Annotated in this window: 17 protein-coding genes and 3 pseudogenes; 15 read left to right on the plus strand and 5 right to left on the minus strand. The window is 42.9% G+C overall.

The features are described 5' to 3' along the window. Window positions 1-7 precede the first annotated feature (7 nt). Window positions 8-1,195: an alanine racemase gene (gene alr / locus RMY27_RS19500; protein ID WP_322665955.1), complete on the minus strand. Its 1,188-nt coding sequence runs from the start codon at window positions 1,193-1,195 to the stop codon at window positions 8-10. A gap of 452 nt (window positions 1,196-1,647) precedes the next feature. Here alr and RMY27_RS19505 point away from each other — a divergent pair, with 452 nt between their 5' ends. The 13 genes and pseudogenes from RMY27_RS19505 to RMY27_RS19570 all read left to right on the plus strand — a co-directional run bounded on the left by RMY27_RS19505 (window position 1,648) and on the right by RMY27_RS19570 (window position 13,519). Continuing rightward, window positions 1,648-2,145, plus strand: a complete 498-nt coding sequence (locus tag RMY27_RS19505; RefSeq protein ID WP_094349059.1) for an HNH endonuclease — start codon at window positions 1,648-1,650, stop codon at window positions 2,143-2,145. Window positions 2,146-2,807: 662 nt separating this feature from the next. Then, a complete protein-coding gene (locus RMY27_RS19510; protein ID WP_322665959.1) occupies window positions 2,808-4,091 on the plus strand; it encodes a bifunctional oligoribonuclease/PAP phosphatase NrnA in 1,284 nt (427 codons plus the stop codon). A 376-nt stretch (window positions 4,092-4,467) separates the two neighbouring features. Beyond that, window positions 4,468-4,799: pseudogene (locus tag RMY27_RS19520) on the plus strand (DUF29 domain-containing protein). A gap of 124 nt (window positions 4,800-4,923) precedes the next feature. Beyond that, window positions 4,924-6,168: an HNH endonuclease gene (locus tag RMY27_RS19525; RefSeq protein ID WP_322665964.1), complete on the plus strand. Its 1,245-nt coding sequence runs from the start codon at window positions 4,924-4,926 to the stop codon at window positions 6,166-6,168. 422 nt (window positions 6,169-6,590) lie between these two features. Then, complete coding sequence (locus RMY27_RS19530; protein ID WP_322665966.1) at window positions 6,591-6,836, plus strand: hypothetical protein; 246 nt, start codon at window positions 6,591-6,593, stop codon at window positions 6,834-6,836. After that, window positions 6,829-7,218: a type II toxin-antitoxin system VapC family toxin gene (locus tag RMY27_RS19535; RefSeq protein ID WP_322665968.1), complete on the plus strand. Its 390-nt coding sequence runs from the start codon at window positions 6,829-6,831 to the stop codon at window positions 7,216-7,218. The genes RMY27_RS19530 and RMY27_RS19535 overlap by 8 nt, the downstream gene beginning before the upstream one ends. 142 nt (window positions 7,219-7,360) lie before the next feature. Beyond that, complete coding sequence (sixA, locus tag RMY27_RS19540) at window positions 7,361-7,855, plus strand: phosphohistidine phosphatase SixA (RefSeq protein ID WP_322665970.1); 495 nt, start codon at window positions 7,361-7,363, stop codon at window positions 7,853-7,855. 108 nt (window positions 7,856-7,963) lie between these two features. Beyond that, the gene (locus RMY27_RS19545) at window positions 7,964-9,100 is read left to right on the plus strand and encodes a citrate synthase (RefSeq protein WP_322665972.1); all 1,137 of its coding nucleotides are present in this window, start codon (window positions 7,964-7,966) and stop codon (window positions 9,098-9,100) included. 594 nt (window positions 9,101-9,694) lie between these two features. After that, entirely contained in the window at window positions 9,695-10,813 is a 1,119-nt protein-coding gene (nuoH, locus tag RMY27_RS19550; protein WP_194045704.1) for an NADH-quinone oxidoreductase subunit NuoH, read from the plus strand. A gap of 89 nt (window positions 10,814-10,902) precedes the next feature. Then, window positions 10,903-11,487 carry an NAD(P)H-quinone oxidoreductase subunit I gene (ndhI, locus tag RMY27_RS19555; protein ID WP_322665974.1) on the plus strand — a complete coding sequence of 195 codons (585 nt, stop codon included), beginning with the start codon at window positions 10,903-10,905 and terminating at the stop codon, window positions 11,485-11,487. Between the two features lie 125 nt (window positions 11,488-11,612). Continuing rightward, the gene (locus RMY27_RS19560) at window positions 11,613-12,227 is read left to right on the plus strand and encodes an NADH-quinone oxidoreductase subunit J (RefSeq protein WP_322665976.1); all 615 of its coding nucleotides are present in this window, start codon (window positions 11,613-11,615) and stop codon (window positions 12,225-12,227) included. 59 nt (window positions 12,228-12,286) lie between these two features. Next, a complete protein-coding gene (nuoK, locus tag RMY27_RS19565) occupies window positions 12,287-12,592 on the plus strand; it encodes an NADH-quinone oxidoreductase subunit NuoK (RefSeq protein WP_322642731.1) in 306 nt (101 codons plus the stop codon). Window positions 12,593-12,598: 6 nt separating this feature from the next. Further along, window positions 12,599-13,519, plus strand: coding sequence for an NAD(+) kinase (locus RMY27_RS19570; protein ID WP_094349048.1), 921 nt, complete (start codon window positions 12,599-12,601; stop codon window positions 13,517-13,519). On the opposite strand, the gene RMY27_RS19575 is transcribed toward RMY27_RS19570, so the two are convergent. The 3 genes and pseudogenes from RMY27_RS19575 to RMY27_RS35550 all read right to left on the minus strand — a co-directional run. After that, a complete protein-coding gene (locus tag RMY27_RS19575; protein WP_322665979.1) occupies window positions 13,422-13,856 on the minus strand; it encodes a hypothetical protein in 435 nt (144 codons plus the stop codon). The two genes, RMY27_RS19570 and RMY27_RS19575, sit on opposite strands and share 98 nt — an antisense overlap. A gap of 76 nt (window positions 13,857-13,932) precedes the next feature. Continuing rightward, window positions 13,933-14,271: a pentapeptide repeat-containing protein gene (locus tag RMY27_RS35545; RefSeq protein ID WP_416212356.1), complete on the minus strand. Its 339-nt coding sequence runs from the start codon at window positions 14,269-14,271 to the stop codon at window positions 13,933-13,935. 12 nt (window positions 14,272-14,283) lie between these two features. Further along, window positions 14,284-14,652, minus strand: a pseudogene (locus RMY27_RS35550) (pentapeptide repeat-containing protein); the annotation flags it as partial. Between RMY27_RS35550 and RMY27_RS35555 the strand changes: the two are divergent. Further along, the gene (locus tag RMY27_RS35555) at window positions 14,552-14,854 is read left to right on the plus strand and encodes a pentapeptide repeat-containing protein (RefSeq protein WP_416212357.1); all 303 of its coding nucleotides are present in this window, start codon (window positions 14,552-14,554) and stop codon (window positions 14,852-14,854) included. The pseudogene RMY27_RS35550 and the gene RMY27_RS35555 overlap by 101 nt on opposite strands. Here RMY27_RS35555 and RMY27_RS35560 read toward each other — a convergent pair. Beyond that, window positions 14,761-15,702: pseudogene (locus RMY27_RS35560) on the minus strand (pentapeptide repeat-containing protein); the annotation flags it as partial. The gene RMY27_RS35555 and the pseudogene RMY27_RS35560 sit on opposite strands and share 94 nt — an antisense overlap. Window positions 15,703-16,247: 545 nt before the next feature. Between RMY27_RS35560 and RMY27_RS19585 the strand changes: the two are divergent. Further along, window positions 16,248-19,268, plus strand: coding sequence for a zinc-dependent metalloprotease (locus tag RMY27_RS19585; RefSeq protein ID WP_322665983.1), 3,021 nt, complete (start codon window positions 16,248-16,250; stop codon window positions 19,266-19,268). The last annotated feature ends 32 nt before the right edge of the window (window positions 19,269-19,300 follow it).

Here is a 19,300-nt window from a genome sequence, read left to right on the forward strand (position 1 = left end):
TGCCCAATTACATAACTGCAACACGAGGCAGACGATGCTTGAATCCACAGAGAATTTCCCACGAAATAGTGTTTAATTGTTTTGCCCAGTCGTCTGCTGAAATTTGTTCTTTTCCCTGTTCTCCTAATAAGGTGACTACTTCTCCTTCTTGGATATTGGGTATGGCACTCACATCCAGCATCAACTGATCCATTGTAATTGTCCCAATTTGCGACACCCGCTGACCGCGAATTAAGGCCTGCATTTTGTTGGAAAGGCTGCGAGGAACACCGTCAGCATAGCCAATTCCCACGACAGCGAGGCGAAGTTCACGTGGGGCAATAAATTTATGCCCATAGCTAACAGCTGTTCCTGCGGCAATTGTTTTAACTTGAGTAACTCGTGCCTTAAGTTGTAAAACAGGCTTAAGATCGATCGCATTTTGTAAATGGGTTGCTGGATAGAGTCCGTAAACAGCTAAACCTACACGCACCATATCGTAGTGCAATGCTGGATTTGTGAGTGCGGCGGCTGAGTTTGCCAAGTGCAGGCAAGGTACTTCAATTCCTATTGCTTTGATTTGAGCGATCGCATCCTCAAATCGTTTATGCTGTTCTTCCATTGCCGTGGTATCAGGATCGTCTGCTGTCGCCAAATGCGAATAAATACTGGCAATATCAAGATGTGGTAAGCGCTGCACTAATTGCACAAATTCACCAGCTTGCCGCCAATCAGTTCCCAACCTCGACATTCCTGTGTCTAATTTAATGTGTACGGGCACTGGAGAACCGTGATTCATCGATTCTAAGGTATCAGAAAATACTAAAGCTTGTTTAGGGCTACAAAGCGTGGGCTGAAGTTTCCATTGGGCGATCGCGTGAATCTGCTCTAGTGTATGAGTTGCCCCTAAAATCAAAATGGGCGCTTGAATCCCGCCTTCTCGCAATTGAATAGCTTCTGGAACTGTAGCCACTCCCAGCCAACTAGCTCCCGATTGGATGGCAATTTGGGCGACTGTTACTGCTCCATGTCCATAGGCATCAGCTTTTACTACTGCCATCAACTGAGTACGCGGCGATAAAAACTGCACCAATTGCTTTACATTGTACGACAACGCCTCTAAATCAATTTCTACCCAAGCTCGTTGCGAAAACCACGCGTAAGTATCGCACTGCTGATTGGGAACTACACCTGGGATTTGTTTGCGACTTAACATTTGTACTGACTCCTATCCCGCCACGGCTAAACTTGCAAGTTATCTATCTATACACGCTCCTAAAAGCGAGATCAGATTAAATAGGAAGTTTAACCTTCAGATTGGAATTGATACAAGATGTTGCGGCGCTAAAGTAAAAGTTAAAAGTTATGAGTGAGGAGTTATGAGTTAGGAGTTATGAGTTAGGAGTTATGAGTTAGGAGTTAGAAGTAAATCTTACGACTCGATTTTTCACTCCGTTCTTCTCTACGAGAAGCTGCGCGATTACGTCAGCCTACGTAAGTATTTTAATCAAGTGATAAATTTGACTTTCCAACTCTTAACTCCTCACTCCTAACTCCTCACTCATAACTTAATTTCCAAATTCTCCCGAAAGTATAATTTCTTCTCATCTCCCTAGCAGGGTGTATTTGTGTTAATATATTGTAAAACTCATACCCTGAGCGCAAATAATGGGGAAGGTTTTAGTCTTAAACGCCTCTTACGAACCTCTCAATATAACGAGTTGGCGTCGTGCTGTAGTTCTTTTAATCAAGGGCAAAGCAGAACGCGTGGAACACAACGGTAAATTTCTGTACACGGATTTCCCGTTGCCGACCGTGATCCGGTTGCGTCATTATGTACGCGTTCCTTATAAAGAAATCCCTCTAACTCGCCGAAATATATTGCACCGTGATGGTCATGCCTGTCAATACTGTGGTTACACAGGGGATGAATTGACACTAGACCATGTAATACCGCGATCGCGCGGCGGAGGCGATACTTGGGAGAATATTGTTACCGCTTGTGTCCGTTGCAATGTCAAAAAAGGCAGTCGGACTCCCCACGAAGCTCACATGCCTTTGCGTCATCCCCCGCGCCAACCTTATAGCAGCCTCTATTTCGAGGTCAGCAAACATCTTAAGAGTGGACTGCATACAGAGTGGCAAAAGTATGTTATAGGTCTTTGAGCAAAAAATCGAGGAGCAAAGGAGAAAGCAGAAATACCCTCTTTCTTGGGGAAATAGCCAATAACTTTAGTTATGGAGTCTTAAAAAATTGGCGGCTATATGGCTTGCAACGAAGGCAATTGATCAACTATCAAGCTTTTAAATTTGTTGTATGTATATAGAGTTTCCCTTTTGCTCTTTACTCCCCCTGTATTTTGCCCTTTTCCATTGGACTTTACTCTAAATTTTCAAAATTTTCAAAGGGGATAGTAAACACGCGTTGTTCATGAAAAATAGTTGTTAATTGCTCAATAGTCACAATAATGAGAATATTAAGCATAAGAATATTTCAAATATCAAGGACTAATTCCAAAGTATAAGATAGAAAGTATACCCTAAGTTAGATAACAATCCGGTTAATTCAATTCACGAAAGAGAACAAAACTCCTAAAACATATTTATCCTGCTAGATACAGCCCGATATCTTAAACTTCCTTGCTGTATCCCCTTTAGTGGAAGTTAGTTGATTGTTAAGCGCTGTTACTGACAAGAAATATACTTAGATGTATAGTGCAATGTCTTGAGATTTTTGCGAAGATCGTAATTAATGTGGCTAAATTCAGTGAATTGCTGCTCGTAGTATTTCTGAATTAAAGGAGCCTCACACTTTAAAAAAGTTCCCTATGTATTTTAATTCTCCCGTTACTCAGTTTGAGAGTTTGTCGTTGACCACAGAGCCAAACCCAGAGGAACCTGAAATCGAGAAAGCGCCAGTGGAAGTTGCATTTAAAAGCCCGTCATTACCGCCATCGGTAAGCGATGGGGCTATATATCTCAGTCAGCGTGGTAATTCTCTGGCACAACAAAAGTCAGAAGAATTGCAAAAAACCCTTTTGGCACACCGACACGATCGCCAGCTGGTAATTCTGCAAGATTTTCCTGATCCTGATGCCCTTTCTTGTGCTTGGGCTTATCAGTTAATTGCCCAGCAATATGATATCAAATGTGAAATCATTTATGCTGGTGCATTGAGCCATCAAGAAAATATTGCTTTGGTAAGACTGACTAATTTACCTATCCAACGCTGGACAACGCAAACCTTGAAAACCAAAGATTTGTCATCTTATCAAGGTTTTGTATTAATTGACAACCAGGGAACCACTTCGCAACTACTGTCAGCGGTGCAGCAGGCTGGAATTCCTTTAGTGGTACTCATCGACCATCACAGCATCCAAGGCGATCTGCACTCAGAGTTTGAGGATATCCGTCCTTATGTAAGAGCGACAGCAACAATTTTTACTCAATACCTCCAAACGGGATTATTAGCATTAGATAGCAGCATAAATCAACACGTCAAATGCGCTACTGCCTTGATGCATGGCTTGCGATCGGATACAAATCGGTTAATGCAAGCACAAGAAGAAGACTTTATGGCAGCGGCGTATTTAAGCCGATTTTATGATGCCCAATTGCTAAACGCTATTTTACAGGCGAACCGTTCCAAGCGGGTAATGGATGTAATCGAGCGATCGCTAAAAAATCGCATCGTCCAAAATAACTTTTCCATTGCAGGTGTTGGTTACTTACGCTACGAAGACCGTGACGCCATCCCCCAAGCGGCTGATTTTCTTGTCACCGAAGAAAATGTCCACACCGCCGTAGTTTACGGCATTGTTCACGATGAAGACGAAGAACTAGAAATAGTCATTGGCTCCCTGAGAACCAGCAAACTGACCCTTGACCCCGATGAATTCATCAAAGAAGCCTTTGGACAAGATAGTGCAGGGCGCTTTTTCGGCGGTGGAAGGACAAGCGCAGGCGGCTTTGAAATCCCGATGGGCTTCTTATCTGGCAGCAATGAAAATTCTGCTTATGCGAAAATGAAATGGGAAGTATTCGACGCTCAAATTAAGCAAAAACTGCTGAGGTTAGTGAATCCTAGAGACAACCCGATTCAATCAGAATAGAGGGAGATAAAGGAGATGGGGCGAACTCCTAACTCGTGCAGCAGTCAAAGTGTTTGGTTAGATAATATCCCTAAGTCATTCCTCATAAACAAAATTCCCGACTTTTCTCAAAAGTTGGGAATTTTAGTCTTTTCACATAGGCTGAACTAATTGAGGATGTAGTTTGTGACTAATGTTAAGTAGGTAGGCAGAAATAAAATTAAATCGCACCTACCTATTTTATTTGTGAAGAAGGAGCGCCATGAACTCTATAGAATTGCAAATGTTACAAACTCTGTATGAGCAAGATTTTTGTGCGTGGATAGAGCAGACAGTAGAGCTTTTGTGATCGCACCACTGGGACACGCTGGATTTAGAACATTTAATTGAGGAAGTGATGGACTTGGGTAATCAACAGCGGGCGTTGCAGAGTGGTTGCGGTTAGTCTTATCGCATTTGTGGAAGTGGAAGTATCAACCAGAACGTCGTAGTCACAGTTGGCAAGTGACTATTACTCATGAGCGCCTGAATATAGATGAATTGCTGCAAGAAAGTCCCAGCTTGCGGTATTTTTTAAATGATGCCGAGTGGATAAATACTAACTATCAAAGAGCGCGGCGAGAGGCAATGGTGGAAACAAGTTTATCAGAGGATAGCTTTGCGATCGCTTGTGCGTTTTCTGTTGATGAGATTTTAGACTTAGACTTTTATCCTAACGCTGGCCAATAATCGTAAGCTTAATTACCCTATAACGACCGCTACGCATACTATAAATTGGGTAAATATACGGCTTATATTTAGTATGATAAATGGCTAGCATCATGGTAATCATGATTAGCCAATTTTATTTTTGATGGAAACTATAATTTTTCTTTGCAACGGTGAAGCAGAATATTACAGTGGGAAAGGAATCATTAAAAATAGTGAACTTCCTGGCTTGATAAAATCAGAAATTTCGTCAGGACAATACTACGAAACATCTTGGAGTTGCTGGAATTCTAGATTTATACAGGTTGGAGATAGAGCTTACTTTCAGAGAAGCGGAAATATTGGCAATGAACCTAGTGGCTTTATTGCTGCTGGTCATGTTATTGCAGCACCAAAAGATGAGCAATTAAAGCTTTTAGATAGAAAACAATATTCAGATTTAAGTGCAGCATATATATCCTACGATGGGAGATGTTTTGCCGTTAATATCCAAATAGATTCAGTTGTTGACTTTGATTTTCCTCTGGAACAAAAAGATTTAAGAAGATTACCTCAATTTCAGGGAATAAATTTTAATTTTGGAGCAAGTGGACGTAGATTCAATAGTAAATCTGCTCAATTTTTAGATTCAGAATGGAAAGAACATTCTCTCAAATATCAAAGGTTAGAAAAAGGGCGAAGACTTGTTGATGTATTTGTTGAACAAGGTGATGATTGGAAGAAAAAAAAGCAGTATCAAGCTGCAATTGATGCTTATCAACTAGCTTTGGAAGTTGATCCAAAAGATGGCAAAGCAATTGAGAGAATAAAGAATTGTAAATCAATTATTAAAAGGGAGAGTGAGATATCTAAGCCTCCAGAAGCACCGATAGAACCAAAGCCTAAAATACTGCTGATTGAGTCAGAGCCATCGCCAGAGACGAATGAACTATTGCCCGCAATAGAAGAGCTTGATAAGGAAAATTTCTTCACTTGTACAAGTGATACTGAGGCTCGTCAAAAAATTGCTGTATCAATAGTTAGGAGGCAGGGTCAATCACAGTTTCGTCAATCTTTGCTGAAAGCCTATTCTTGCAAATGTGCAATTACAAATTTTGATGCTGAGGCTGCACTTGAAGCTGCCCACATTATTCCTTATATTGAAACCGAAAATAATAATCCCTCAAATGGTTTGTTGTTACGTGCTGATTTACATACCTTATTTGACTTAAATCTCATTGCCATTAATCCAAAAACAATGATGGTACATATTTCCCCTATTCTTCAAAACACTGAGTATCAAATAATTGATGGAATAAAGTTACGAGTTCCAGAAGATAAAATTTGCCATCCCAAACAGGAGTATTTGAAACAGAGGTTTAATCAGTGTAAATGGTGTTCTACTATTTAATAATTCAAAACCATCTTCATTTTTCTGATAGGTATCAAAGATGACTCAGCAGAGTTATCGAAACTTTTAACATTACTAGAACTACAAAAACAAGTACTGTAAGTACCAATTAAAGAACGTTGGCATTTAGTTCAGTCTGTTCTAGCATCAATTCAACAAGAAACTCTATCGTCTATTCCTCTCAATTCCACCTTAGAACCTTTGACCGACCTTGACCCTTGGACTCAGAGTTTAATAAGTGTAATCCAGCTAGGAGAAGAAAATCCGATAGAAACTTATGTTGATTATTTAGATTAAAAATACAGTTGAAGCGCGTGTTGTTTGACAGCGATGTGTTGCTCGATATTTTAGCGCTATCTGGGTGAATAGCTGAGACATAGCGTTAAAATCTGTATCAGTTCTGCTTTTTGAGAGACATAAGAATGACACAGCAAGAATTGTTCAATGAGTTTTTATCCCTTCCTGCGGAAGCACAGCGTCAAGTAATCGACTTTATTGCTTTTTTGCGGCAAAGATATGCAGTAGTTGAACCTGCCTCTCAGTCGCCAGATATTGACTTGATAAATGATAGCTTTATTGGGATGTGGAGCGATCGCCAAGATTTAACTGATAGTACTGCTTGGGTACGTGATGTTAGACAAAATGAGTGGTCAAAGTTACATGACTAACTCAACTATCGTTGATACTGATATTCTAATTGATGCAGGTAGCGGTGTTATCGAAGCAGTAAAGTGTTTGCAAAATCTGAAAGCGAGTTCTGGCTTGGCAATTAGCATAATCACACAAATGGAACTAATGGTTGGTTGTCGTAACAAAGCAGAACTACAAGCACTAGAAAATTTCCTCAAGCAGTTTTACATCATTAAGATTGACCAGACTGTATCTGACACAGCAGTTGATTTATTGCGGTCTTATCGGCTAAGTCATGGCTTGCTTATTCCTGATAGTCTGATTGCAGCTACAGCAATAGTGGTGAATTACCCGTTTATCACAAAAAACCAACGGGATTACAGATTTATTCAAGGTTTAAACCTATTGCTATATCCATAAAACTTTAGACTACGTTGCATCGGGCAGATAGCAGATCAACGAATACGTAATCATGATTAAAGTTAGGATGGATTCATTAACATCAAACGTAACTCCTAACTAAGTACGGGTTACGACCCAGTACGCGAACAAAATTCAAAGTATGGAACTTTACTTAATTCGTCATGGCATCGCCGAAGACAAGGGATTAGGCATCAAAGATGAGGAACGCAGCCTAACCAAGGAAGGAAGGCAAAAAACTGAGAAAGTTGCCCAAAAACTTGTTAAATTAGGTTTAAACTTTGATTTAATTCTCACCAGTCCCTTAGTGCGGGCCCGCCAAACTGCTGAAATCCTGATAGCAGAAAAATTAAGCTCCCAGTTAGAGGAATCTAGCCACCTCGCCCATGATGGTCAAATTTTTAGTTGGCTAAAAGACTGGTTAGAGCCAAGAAATTTTTCCCAAAATACCCAACTGGCGCTGGTTGGACACGAACCTGATTTAACCAATTGGGCAGAAATTCTCCTGTGGGGAGAAGTCAAAGAAAGTTTAGTCTTGAAAAAAGCAGGTATGATTGGGATAAAACTACCAGAAACTGGTTCTCCTCTGGGTCGTAGTCAGATGTTTTGGTTGACACCACCCAAGTACCTGCTGTAACAGTTTTTCAACATTTTCGATTGTTGTTAGAACGGCTACTGTTATGGCGACAATAAATTTCTGGTAAGTTAACTCGATCAGATATTTCAAAAAGCAAATGGTGTTGCCATGATGGTGTGCGAATACAAGCCTGGTCTAGAAGGCATTCCCGCCGCTCAATCAAGTATCAGCTATGTTGATGGGCAAAAGGGAATACTAGAATATCGTGGCATTAGGATTGAGGAATTAGCAGAAAAAAGTACATTCCTAGAAACTGCTTATCTCTTAATCTGGGGTAAACTGCCAAGCAAGGAAGAACTGGAAACATTTGAGCATGAAGTTCGTTATCACCGACGGATAAAATACCGCATTCGGGATATGATGAAATGCTTTCCAGAAAGCGGTCATCCAATGGATGCCTTACAAGCCTCCGCTGCTGCTTTAGGCTTGTTTTATTCGCTCCGCGATTTACATAATCCTGTCTACATTCGAGATTCTGTGGTGCGCCTGATAGCAACCATTCCCACAATGGTGGCGGCGTTCCAACTGATGCGAAAAGGCAATGACCCGGTACGTCCCCGTGATGACTTAGACTACTCCGCCAACTTTCTATACATGCTCAATGAGCAAGAACCCGATCCTCTGATGGCGCGGATTTTTGATATCTGCTTGATACTGCAAGTCGAGCATACAATGAATGCTTCTACCTTCAGTGCTAGGGTGACAGCTTCCACCTTGACCGATCCTTACGCTGTGGTTGCTAGTGCTGTGGGAACTTTAGGTGGACCTCTACATGGTGGAGCCAATGAAGAAGTAATTCAGATGTTGGAAAAAATTGGCTCTGTGGAAAATGTCCGTCCCTACATAGAGAATTGTCTGCAAACTAAATCTAAGATTATGGGCTTTGGACATCGTGTGTATAAAGTAAAAGACCCACGAGCCATAATTTTACAAGGTTTAGCAGAACAACTGTTTGAGAAGTTTGGCTATGACAAATTCTATGACATTGCTCAAGAAATGGAACGAGTTGTAGAGGAAAAACTCGGTAGCAAAGGGATTTATCCTAATATTGACTTTTACTCCGGTTTGGTGTATAGAAAGATGGGCATTCCCACAGACTTGTTTACACCAATATTTGCGATCGCTCGTGTTGCCGGTTGGCTAGCCCACTGGAAAGAACAACTAGCAGAAAACCGGATTTTCCGTCCTACCCAGGTTTACAACGGTCTGCACGAAGTTACTTATACCCCCATTGAGCAAAGGTAAATGGGCATAGGGCATGGGGCACTTGTACTAAGTTTCGACTGCGCCCAACTACCGCGTTCGCGTAGCGTCTCGTAGAGAAGCCGTTGGCGCAGCCTCTCGTAGAGAAGTATTGGGCATTGTGTACAAGAGGCAGAGGCGCAAAGGGGCAGCACTTCTCTAGGAGAGGCTGCGTGTAGCTTGCTTCCCCGGAGGGATACGGCTACGCAGTTCGACTGCGCTTACCGTAAACTCAGTGACCGAGGGGCACAGAGGAAAGACTTACTGCAACTTCTCCTTTGCTCCCCTGCTCCCCTGCTCCCCTGCCCCCTTGCTCCCCCGGTTACTGAGCGTAGTCGTTGGCGCAGCCTCTCGTAGAGAAGTATGCTCCTCTACTCCCCCATCCCTCAATAGCCAATCTCAATGCCAACCATAAGTAGAATTCTCATCTCGCTTCAGGGTGGTCAAACCATCCAACGATATACTAGGCATGGGAATTGGCAACAAATCTTCAATCGGACGTCATCACAGCAAAAATTATAAATGGGTGAATTTACGGTTATTAATTCAACTAATAGTTGTAACTCACCATGACTCGATGTCTTAAAGAGCGGAAACATGAATTCAGGAATTGACCTCCAAGGAACTTTTATTGAATCCCTCCGGGATTTAGGTATACCAGCAGGAACAGCCAAAGCGATTTGGATGCCCCTGCCAATGATACTGATGCTGATTGGAGCAACAGTGGGGGTATTAGTTGCTACTTGGCTAGAACGGAAAATTTCCGCCTCCGCACAGCAGCGAATTGGGCCAGAATACCAGGGACCTTTTGGGTTGCTGGTGCCTGTAGCGGATGGTCTGAAGTTGGTATTTAAAGAAGATATAGTACCAGCCAAGTCTGATCCCTGGCTGTTTACCCTCGGCCCCATTATTGTTGTAATTCCGGTATTTCTGTCGTTCCTGATTGTGCCCTTTGGACAGAATATCGTAATTAGCAATGTGGGCATGGGCGTATTCTTGTGGATTGCCTTGTCTAGCATTCAACCCATTGGCTTGCTGATGGCTGGCTATGCATCTAATAACAAATACTCCCTCTTAGGGGGCTTGCGGGCAGCAGCGCAATCTATTAGTTATGAAATTCCTTTGGCGCTGGCGGTGTTAGCGATCGCTATGATGTCTAATAGCCTCGACACCGTTGATATTGTCAATCAACAATCTGGCTACGGCATTCTAGGCTGGAACATTTGGCGGCAACCAATCGGTTTTCTGATCTTTTGGATAGCCGCCCTCGCTGAATGCGAACGATTACCCTTTGACTTACCCGAAGCGGAAGAAGAAATCGTCGCGGGCTATCAGACTGAATACTCAGGCATGAAATTCGGTCTATTCTACCTGGGTTCATACGTTAACTTGATCCTTTCTTCCCTACTAGTAGCAATCCTCTACCTAGGCGGTTGGGACTTTCCTATTCCCCTCAACCTCATCGCTGGTTGGCTGGGAGTCAGTGAATTAAATCCCGTGTTCCAGATAGTAACTGCGGCTTTGGGTATCACCATGACCGTATTCAAAGCCTATTTACTAGTGTTTGTCGCCATCCTGTTGCGCTGGACAGTGCCACGGGTACGGATTGATCAACTGTTAGATTTAGGATGGAAGTTTTTGTTACCAGTTGGTTTGGTTAATCTCCTATTAACTGCCGCCTTGAAACTAGCCTTTCCCTTCGCCTTCGGGGGTTAGTCATTAGTCATTAGTCATTAGTCATTTGTACTAATGACCAAGGACAAATGACAAGGGATAAGGGACAAATAAAGAGAGAGTGAAACACAATGCTAAAGTTCCTGAAACAAGTTGGTGATTACGCCAAAGAAACGGTACAAGCTGCGCGTTACATTGGTCAAGGACTTTCTGTCACCTTTGACCACATGCGGCGGCGTCCAATTACTGTACAGTACCCTTACGAGAAACTAATTCCTGGCGAACGATTTCGCGGTAGGATTCACTTTGAATTTGATAAGTGCATCGCTTGCGAAGTTTGCGTTCGCGTTTGTCCAATTAACCTGCCTGTAGTCGATTGGGAATTCGACAAAGCCAGCAAAAAGAAAAAACTCAACCACTACAGCATTGACTTTGGAGTTTGTATCTTTTGCGGTAATTGTGTGGAATTTTGCCCCACTAACTGTCTATCGATGACAGAAGAGTATGAGCTTTCCACTTACGATCGCCATGAATTGAACTACGACAACGTAGCGCTAGGTCGTCTGCCTTATAAGGTAACAGACGATCCGATGGTTACACCACTGCGCGAACTAGTTTACCTACCCAAAGGCGTCCTCGAACCCCACGGACTACCTGCGGATGCACAGCGTGCAGGTGCGCGTCCAGAAGACTTGGTAGAACAAACAGAAAAATAAATGTCATTTGTCCACTGTCATTTGTGTTTTGTCCTTTGTTATTTGATTAATGACTAATGACTAATGACCAATGACTAATGACCAATGACCAATGACCAATGACAATTGACTAAGGACAAAAAACAGTGAATCTAGCAGAAGGAGTACAGTTAGTATCACTTGGCATACTAGGCGTGATGATGATTGGGGCAGCCATTGGTGTGGTGCTGTTCTCCAACATCGTCTATTCTGCCTTTTTGCTGGGGGGCGTGTTCATCAGCATAGCGGGAATGTACCTGTTGCTAAATGCTGATTTTGTTGCGGCTGCACAAATACTAATTTACGTTGGGGCGGTTAACGTGCTGATTTTGTTTGCCATTATGTTGGTGAACAAGCGGCAAAATTTTGTAGCATTTCCTAACTCTTGGGTGCGTAAAGTACTTACGGGTGTAATCAGTGTAGGATTGTTTGGTCTTTTAAGTACGATGGTGCTGGCTACTCCTTGGGCTTACTCAACCGCTCCTGTGGCGGGTGGTGAAAGTTCTATAGTTTTGATTGGAGAGCATTTCTTCACTGACTTTTTACTACCTTTTGAATTAGCTTCCATTTTGTTGCTGATAGCGATGGTAGGAGCAATTATTTTGGCACGTCGTGAGTATTTGCCAGATCAACTGACACGATCCGATCTGGGGCAAACTGTTTTGACTTTGCAAGAACGCCCTAGAGAACTAGTATCAACAACCAGCGAAACCAAAGAGTAATATTTGCGACCTGAGCCGCAGATAAACAGCCAGCTTTTTCAGGAGGGATACCCAGATTCATGCAACTCCAGTACTTTTTATTACTAGCAGCAGCTTTATTCTGCATCGGTATTTACGGTTTAATTACTAGCCGCAACGCTGTGCGGGTGCTGATGTCAATTGAATTACTGCTCAATGCTGTTAATTTGAATTTAATGGCATTTTCCAACTTCCTCGACTCAACATTAGTTAAGGGTCAGGTTTTCACAGTATTTGTGATTACCGTGGCCGCAGCCGAGGCGGCGGTGGGTTTAGCGATCGTGCTTGCCATTTATCGCAACCGTGATACCGTCGATATGGAGCAGTTTAATCTCCTGAAGTGGTAATTGTGCGTGCAACTCAAGCAGGTAATCATTGCTTATAAAGCGCGGGATGCCCGGAGTAAACAATGGGCAGAAATCTGTGCTAAACAACTAGAAAGTCGCGATTGCCAAGTGTTGATGGGACCTAGCGGGCCGAAAGACAACCCCTACCCAGTCTTTTTGGCTTCGGCGGGTCAACCAATCGATCTCGCTTTGGTACTCGGTGGCGATGGTACTGTTTTAACTGGTGCCAGACATTTAGCCCCAGCTGGTATCCCAATTCTGGGAGTGAATGTGGGAGGCCATCTGGGGTTTTTAACTGAGTCAGTGGAAGAGTTTCAGGATACAGAGAAAGTTTGGGATCGGCTGTTTGAGGATCGCTATGCTATCCAACGACGGATGATGTTGCAAGCTGCGGTGTATGAGGGTCATGGATCTAATTTGGAACCAGTGAGTGAACATTACCTGGCTTTGAATGAATTCTGTGTCAAACCAGCCTCCGCTGACCGAATGATCACCTCAATTCTGGAAATGGAAATCGATGGTGAGGTAGTCGATCAATACGTCGGGGATGGATTGATTATTTCCACTCCTACAGGTTCCACAGGTTATACCGTTTCTGCAAATGGGCCAATTATGCATGATGGTATGGAAGCGCTTACCGTCACTCCTATTTGTGCAATGAGTCTTTCTAGTCGTCCCCTTGTTTTACCCCCTGGTTCTGTGGTGAGTATTTGGCCTTTGGGGGATTATGATTTGAGTACCAAGCTGTGGACAGATGGGGTTTTGGGAACTTCAATTTGGCCTGGACACCGTGTTGATGTGCGGATGGCAGAGTGTCGGGCTAAATTTATTATTTTGCGCGAGAACAATTCCTACTATCAGACGCTACGCGAGAAGTTGCTGTGGGCAGGTACAAGGGTTCACTACAGCAATAATCACCGTAATTAATTAAGTATTTTAGAGTGCATTTACCGTAAATTGCGATCGCGTAACGACCGTAGGCGATCGCAACCAAAATTACCCAAGCCCCTGGATTCATCTGGGGGCTTTCTAATTGTGTGGAGAAACCTATACATAGAGCAAAGGGCTGAGTGCTGAGTGCTGAGTGCTGAGTGTTGAGTGCTGAGTGTTGAGTGCTGAGTGCCGAGTACTGAGTGCTGAGTGCTGACTGCCGAGTACTGAGTGCTGAGTGCTGAGTGCTGAGTACTGAGTACTGAGTGCTGAGTGCTGAGTGCTGAGTGCTGAACAAAAACCCAGTCGTTTCAAGCCTTTGAGCAATCAACACTGTCCTAACCTATGTGACTACGGCTATACATAAATGTATTGGCTCTTGAAATTTTAGTATAAAATCTCACCTTGTCTTAATTAAGGCCCAGTTCTTCCTTCAACGCCTCCGGTACATTAACTGCTGTCTCTAATCCCTGCACCCCTTCCCACTGCTGCTTTTTACCCCAGATCATCTCTTCTAGATTGGCGTCGCTAAGGTCTGCACCACCTAAAATGGCGTAACTTAGGTTGCTATGGCTAAGATCCGCGCCGTTGAGGATAGCACCACTGAGGTTGCTGCCACTGAGGTTAGCACTGTTAAGGTTGGCATAGCTGAAATCTGTGCCAAATAGGATCGCGTCAGTGAGGTCAGCACCACTGAGGTCGGCGTCGTTGAGAATCACGCCACTGAGGTCAGCTTCGTTGAGAATCACTCGACTTAGGTCTACACCGCTGAGGTCGGCACCCAAGAACATTGCACCGTTAAGTCTGGCATTGTTAAGTTTGGCACCGTTAAGTTTGGCATAGCTGAGGTCTGCGGCAACAAGGATAGCATCGCTGAGGTTGGTACTGAAAAGAATTGTGTCACTGAGGTTAGTACCGTTGAGGATGGCGTGACTCAAATCAGCACCACTGAGGTCAGCGCGGCAAAGGTCGGCATGGCTAAGGCTGACGCTATTAAGGTTGGCTTCACTCAGATTTGCACCGAAAAGGATGGCGTTACTGAGGTCAGCATGGCTGAGGTTAGTGCTGCTAAGGTCAGCGCGGTTGAGGTCGGCGCGGCTAAGGTCGGCGCGGCTAAGGTTGGTATTGCTAAGGTCGGCGCGGTTGAGGTCGGCGCGGCTAAGGTTGGCACAGCTAAGGTTAGCACCACTAAGGTTGGTGCTACTGAGGTCGGCACCACTGAGGTTAACACCGCTGAGGTTGGCACCGCTGAGGTTGGCATCGCCGAGGTTGGCACCGCTAAGGTTGGCACCACTGAAGTTTACGCCAGTTAAGTTGGCATCACCGAGATAAGCAAGGCTTAGGTCGGCACCACTAAAGTCTGCCCCGGTAAGGTTGGCATCGCCGAGGTAAGCACCCCTAAAGTTGCCGCCTTTGAGAAATTGCCCAACTATACTGCTAAAGTTGCCAATTTCCAGGGCATCGCTATAATTAATAATCCGCAGCAGTTGGGATGTGAAAAAATTGTCTGTGTCCGGTTGGGCAGATGGGTAGAAGGTGATTTTTTGTTTGAGTTCATCTTGCCCTTGGGCATAGCGGTGTAACTCTAGTAATAAAATCAGTACGTTCAGCCCTGTATATATGTCTACCTGTCTCAAGCCGATCGCAATATTTTGTGCCGCTAGCTTTAACTTTGTTTTCTGAGGCAGGTTATCACCTGGTGTACCATCGATAAATTCTCCCTGACACCAGCGACGATAAAAATCTTCTAGCCGCCCAAAAAGCAATTCTGGGCGAATTTTTTGACCAGTCACAACCAATTCCATTAGTTGGTTGACTATTTCAGGTTTCAGGGCACCATTGCCCAATAAATCATAAATCTCTTCATGCATCTGGCGATCGCATACTTTAAAGCAAAACCCAGTGGGTAAAGTGCCCAATGTGCGATCGTCTATCTGAGAACTCAAACCGTTCTTTGGTATTGCCCATTTTTCCAAGCTTTTTTGCAGTCTTGGAGAGTATAAATATTCCTGCAAATTATTTTGAGCTAATCTAACGCTTTTGTCTGGTTCTTTAATATTTTTTCCTAGAGGTAAAACTGCTTCAGTTTCTAGCGATGTGGTCTTTGGCATCTCTTGTAACCTTGTAGCACTCACATAATTTCTCAGCATCTGCCAGACTTGAGATAAATATGTTGACATTTTTGTTTCCGTTGTTACATTTAAATAACTGTTTTTGATAATCCTGAATTAAAAACTTTTCTATGCTAGTTTGCTTTGTATTCCCAATATTCAATAGTATAAATAGATACTATAGTAAAAAAATCATCAGTTGGCGATGTTTAGGCTGGGCTACTTCTGATGAATTTGCCAACGGCGTTTCTGGATGGGGGCTTCTCGCTCACCTCTAGTAGCCTTAAGTTTCTTCTCATAATGTAAATAAAGTGTTAACTGAAAAATTCTTTCAAAGGCCAAGTAATTCCGTGATTTGGCTAATTTGTTATACTTTTTATCCAAAAAATTTACTAGTCCGATGTAAAAATCATACTTACTGTTTGTGGGAAACGCAATTGTTAGGAAAAATCCTACACTAAAACAGCACAACAAAGCTGAAACATGGCAACTAAAATTTAAGTCGAAAGTTTTTTGCCTAATATAAAGCAGCTAAGATAATCGTTATAGGGCAGGCTATACGGCTTTGCAAAAGTTAAAAATTAACCAGAGATAGTTATCAGGTAATGAATGCGATGAACAGATTAACCTTCTATATTATTTTGTTACATAGTTTATTTTTAGGGATAGCGACAGCTAGCGCTAAGTCACCATTTGTTAACAATGTTGATCCAGCCAAGCATATTGTTGAAGAAGGCGTGGTTACAGTCAAAAGTGGAGAGAAATCCAATAGTCGGTTATCAACAGAAACTTCTTCAACTAAAATCTCAGCCTTATCATTAAATAATATTAATGTTCCTCAGAAACAGAGGCTACCGTCAAATCACGTTTGGGTAGTTAATCAAAATAAACACGCACAGCCTCAACCGTTTATTTGGATAGTAGAAAATCTCAAACAAGCAGGTCAGCAACCATTTTTGCAAGTTGCAAAACCCCCAGAAAAACCGAATACAAAGCCTAGTAATACCACGAAACCAGCAGCAAAGGATGATTTAGAGCCATTTAACGAAGTAATTAAAAATACCCAAAAGTCAGGAGGATTGTTCACACTTTATCGGAATAAAGAAAAGAATAAGATTTATCTAGAAATTAAGCCAGAACAACTTAATAAAAATTACCTAGCTACGGCAACCTTGGAATCGGGTATTGGCGAACGGGGTATTTACAGTGGTATGCCTCTGCAAGATTTTTTATTTTATTTCCAACGGGTGGATGATAAATTACACTTTGTGATCCGCAATGTGAATTTTCGCACTCGTGAGGGAGATCCCCAGGTGCGATCGCTGACGCGATCGTTTAGTGACTCTGTTCTCTACAACATTTCCATTAAAAGCATTCATCCAGAACGCAAAACCCTTCTCATTGACTTAGAAGATTTGTTACTCACAGACTTAGCTGGATTATCTGTAGGTTTAGGAGTTCCAAAAACCACAAGCCAGTCCTATTTTGGTACTGCTAAAGCCTTTCCCCAAAACTTAGAAGTTGAATCAGTTTTGAATTACTCTAATAGCGTTGACTCCAACAGTGAAGTAGCAAGCTTTGGGTCGCTAGCTGACAACCGTGGCTTTACCTTGCGCGTCCACTACAGTTTCTCCCAACTACCCGATCAAGATTATCGACCACGCTTTGCTGACGATCGCATCGGCTATTTCATCACCGCCTACCAAGATTTATCCAAAGACGATGATCGCGGCGATTCTTTTGTCCGCTACATAAATCGCTGGCATTTAGAAAAACAAGACCCGAAAGCAGTTATTTCTCACCCCAAAAAACCGATTGTTTTCTGGATTGATAACGCTGTGCCCTTAGAATACCGCGATGCCATGAAAGAAGGCGTTCTTATGTGGAACAAAGCCTTTCTCAAAGCCGGATTTAAGGATGCAATTGAAGTCCGCCAAATGCCAGATGATGCTACCTGGGACCCGGCAGATATTCGTTACAACACGATTCGCTGGATTAATACAGTCGATGGCTACTTTGCGATGGGACCATCCCGCGTTAACCCATTGACAGGGGAAATTTTGGATGCAGACATTCTTGTAGATGCTAGCTTTATCCGGGCACTCAAGGGTGAATATCGCAAAATCGTCCAACCCAGCCAAACAGAAAATCGCACGACTTTATCAGCTTTAATGCAAAATCGTCTACTTTGTGCCAATGGTTTAGATGGGAAAAACAATGGTGTCCCCCAGAAGATGCAAGGACAACAGGGATTGTTGAATCGTTTATCGAAAATGGCAGGCGAGTACGATTTATGCTACGGGATGGAAGCTGCTAACCAGTTTGCCTTTGGTTCACTGGCAATGTCTCTGCTGCCTGATACTATGGCTACTCCAGACAAGGTAAAAGAATATATTAATCAGTATTTACGTTTAATCATCGCTCACGAAGTTGGACATACTCTTGGTTTACGTCATAACTTCCGTGGTAGTACACTGCTACCACCACAGGAGATGAATAATACAGAAGTTACCAAAAATAAAGGTTTGACAACTTCTGTCATGGACTATATTCCTCCAAATATCGCCCCTCAAGGTACAAAACAAGGAGATTATTTTCCGAGTATGGTGGGGCCTTATGATGAATGGGCAATTAAGTACGGCTACACAACAATTCAGACATCAACTCCTCTAGCAGAAAAGCCAATTTTGGAGGAAATTGCCGCACAATCCTACAAGCCAGAGTTGAGTTATTCCACAGATGAAGATGTATATGACCTTGACCCCACAGCTGATGCTTGGGATAACAGCGCTAATGTGCTGGTTTATTCTCAGTGGCAGTTAAATAATTCGCGGGTGATGTGGGAACGTCTGGATAAACGTTTCCCAATGGCTGGTGATAGTTATAGCGATGTGAGCGAACGTTTTAGCACAGTATTGGGTAACTATTTCCAGCAAATATATTACACCACAAAATACATCGGGGGACAATCTTTCTATCGCATTCACCCTAGCGAGATACCTGCCGAGAAAGTCTCTGGAGTTCCGCAACGCCGTTTACCATTTGAACCAGTAGCAGTTGAAGAACAACGCCAAGCTTTAGAAACGCTACAAAAATATGTATTTGCAGAAGATGCCCTCACTTTTTCACCAGAATTACTGAATAAATTAGCACCTTCTCGTTGGCGACATTGGGGTAGTTCTCCACAAGTTGGTCGTTTGGATTTTCCCATTCATGACTTGGTGTTACTAATGCAGGGTTCTGTGTTGCGAGATTTACTCTCAGGCGATCGCCTCTCTCGCCTCAAAGATATTGAACTTAAAACTGCCGAAGGAAAAGCACTGACTCTGCCAGAACTATTTGACACTTTGCAATCAGGTATTTGGACAGAAGTCATCCAACCAAAAGGTAAACCAATGAAGATCGCCAGCTTGCGGCGAGGCTTGCAGCGTCAATATCTGGACATTTTGACTAGTATGATCTTGCGAAAAGAAAATGTTCCAGAAGATGCTCGTACTCTAGCTTGGTATAAACTCAAACAGCTTGATGAAAAACTTAAGGGGGTTAATTCCGAAGATGAATATACCAAAGCGCACTTATTAGAAACGCGCGATCGCATCGAGAAAGTATTAAACGCGCCGTTGCAAGCGAATTAAAAAAGTGAGGAGTGAGGAGTTAATAGTAAAAT

Origin of the sequence: Nostoc sp. DedQUE09 (genome assembly GCF_034530915.1) — a bacterium.
Classification (GTDB): Bacteria; Cyanobacteriota; Cyanobacteriia; order Cyanobacteriales; family Nostocaceae; genus Nostoc.

Bases quoted from the DNA above. Each gene is read 5' to 3' on its own strand.
- nuoH (WP_194045704.1), top strand. From the start codon at position 9,695: ATGAATTCAGGAATTGACCTCCAAGGAACTTTTATTGAATCCCTCCGG.
- RMY27_RS19545 (WP_322665972.1), top strand. From the start codon at position 7,964: ATGATGGTGTGCGAATACAAGCCTGGTCTAGAAGGCATTCCCGCCGCT.
- RMY27_RS19510 (WP_322665959.1), top strand. From the start codon at position 2,808: ATGTATTTTAATTCTCCCGTTACTCAGTTTGAGAGTTTGTCGTTGACC.
- alr (WP_322665955.1), bottom strand. From the start codon at position 1,195: ATGTTAAGTCGCAAACAAATCCCAGGTGTAGTTCCCAATCAGCAGTGC.
- nuoK (WP_322642731.1), top strand. From the start codon at position 12,287: ATGCAACTCCAGTACTTTTTATTACTAGCAGCAGCTTTATTCTGCATC.
- RMY27_RS19585 (WP_322665983.1), top strand. From the start codon at position 16,248: ATGAACAGATTAACCTTCTATATTATTTTGTTACATAGTTTATTTTTA.
- RMY27_RS19525 (WP_322665964.1), top strand. From the start codon at position 4,924: ATGGAAACTATAATTTTTCTTTGCAACGGTGAAGCAGAATATTACAGT.
- RMY27_RS19505 (WP_094349059.1), top strand. From the start codon at position 1,648: ATGGGGAAGGTTTTAGTCTTAAACGCCTCTTACGAACCTCTCAATATA.
- RMY27_RS35555 (WP_416212357.1), top strand. From the start codon at position 14,552: ATGGCGTTACTGAGGTCAGCATGGCTGAGGTTAGTGCTGCTAAGGTCA.
- ndhI (WP_322665974.1), top strand. From the start codon at position 10,903: ATGCTAAAGTTCCTGAAACAAGTTGGTGATTACGCCAAAGAAACGGTA.
- RMY27_RS19535 (WP_322665968.1), top strand. From the start codon at position 6,829: ATGACTAACTCAACTATCGTTGATACTGATATTCTAATTGATGCAGGT.
- sixA (WP_322665970.1), top strand. From the start codon at position 7,361: ATGGAACTTTACTTAATTCGTCATGGCATCGCCGAAGACAAGGGATTA.
- RMY27_RS19530 (WP_322665966.1), top strand. From the start codon at position 6,591: ATGACACAGCAAGAATTGTTCAATGAGTTTTTATCCCTTCCTGCGGAA.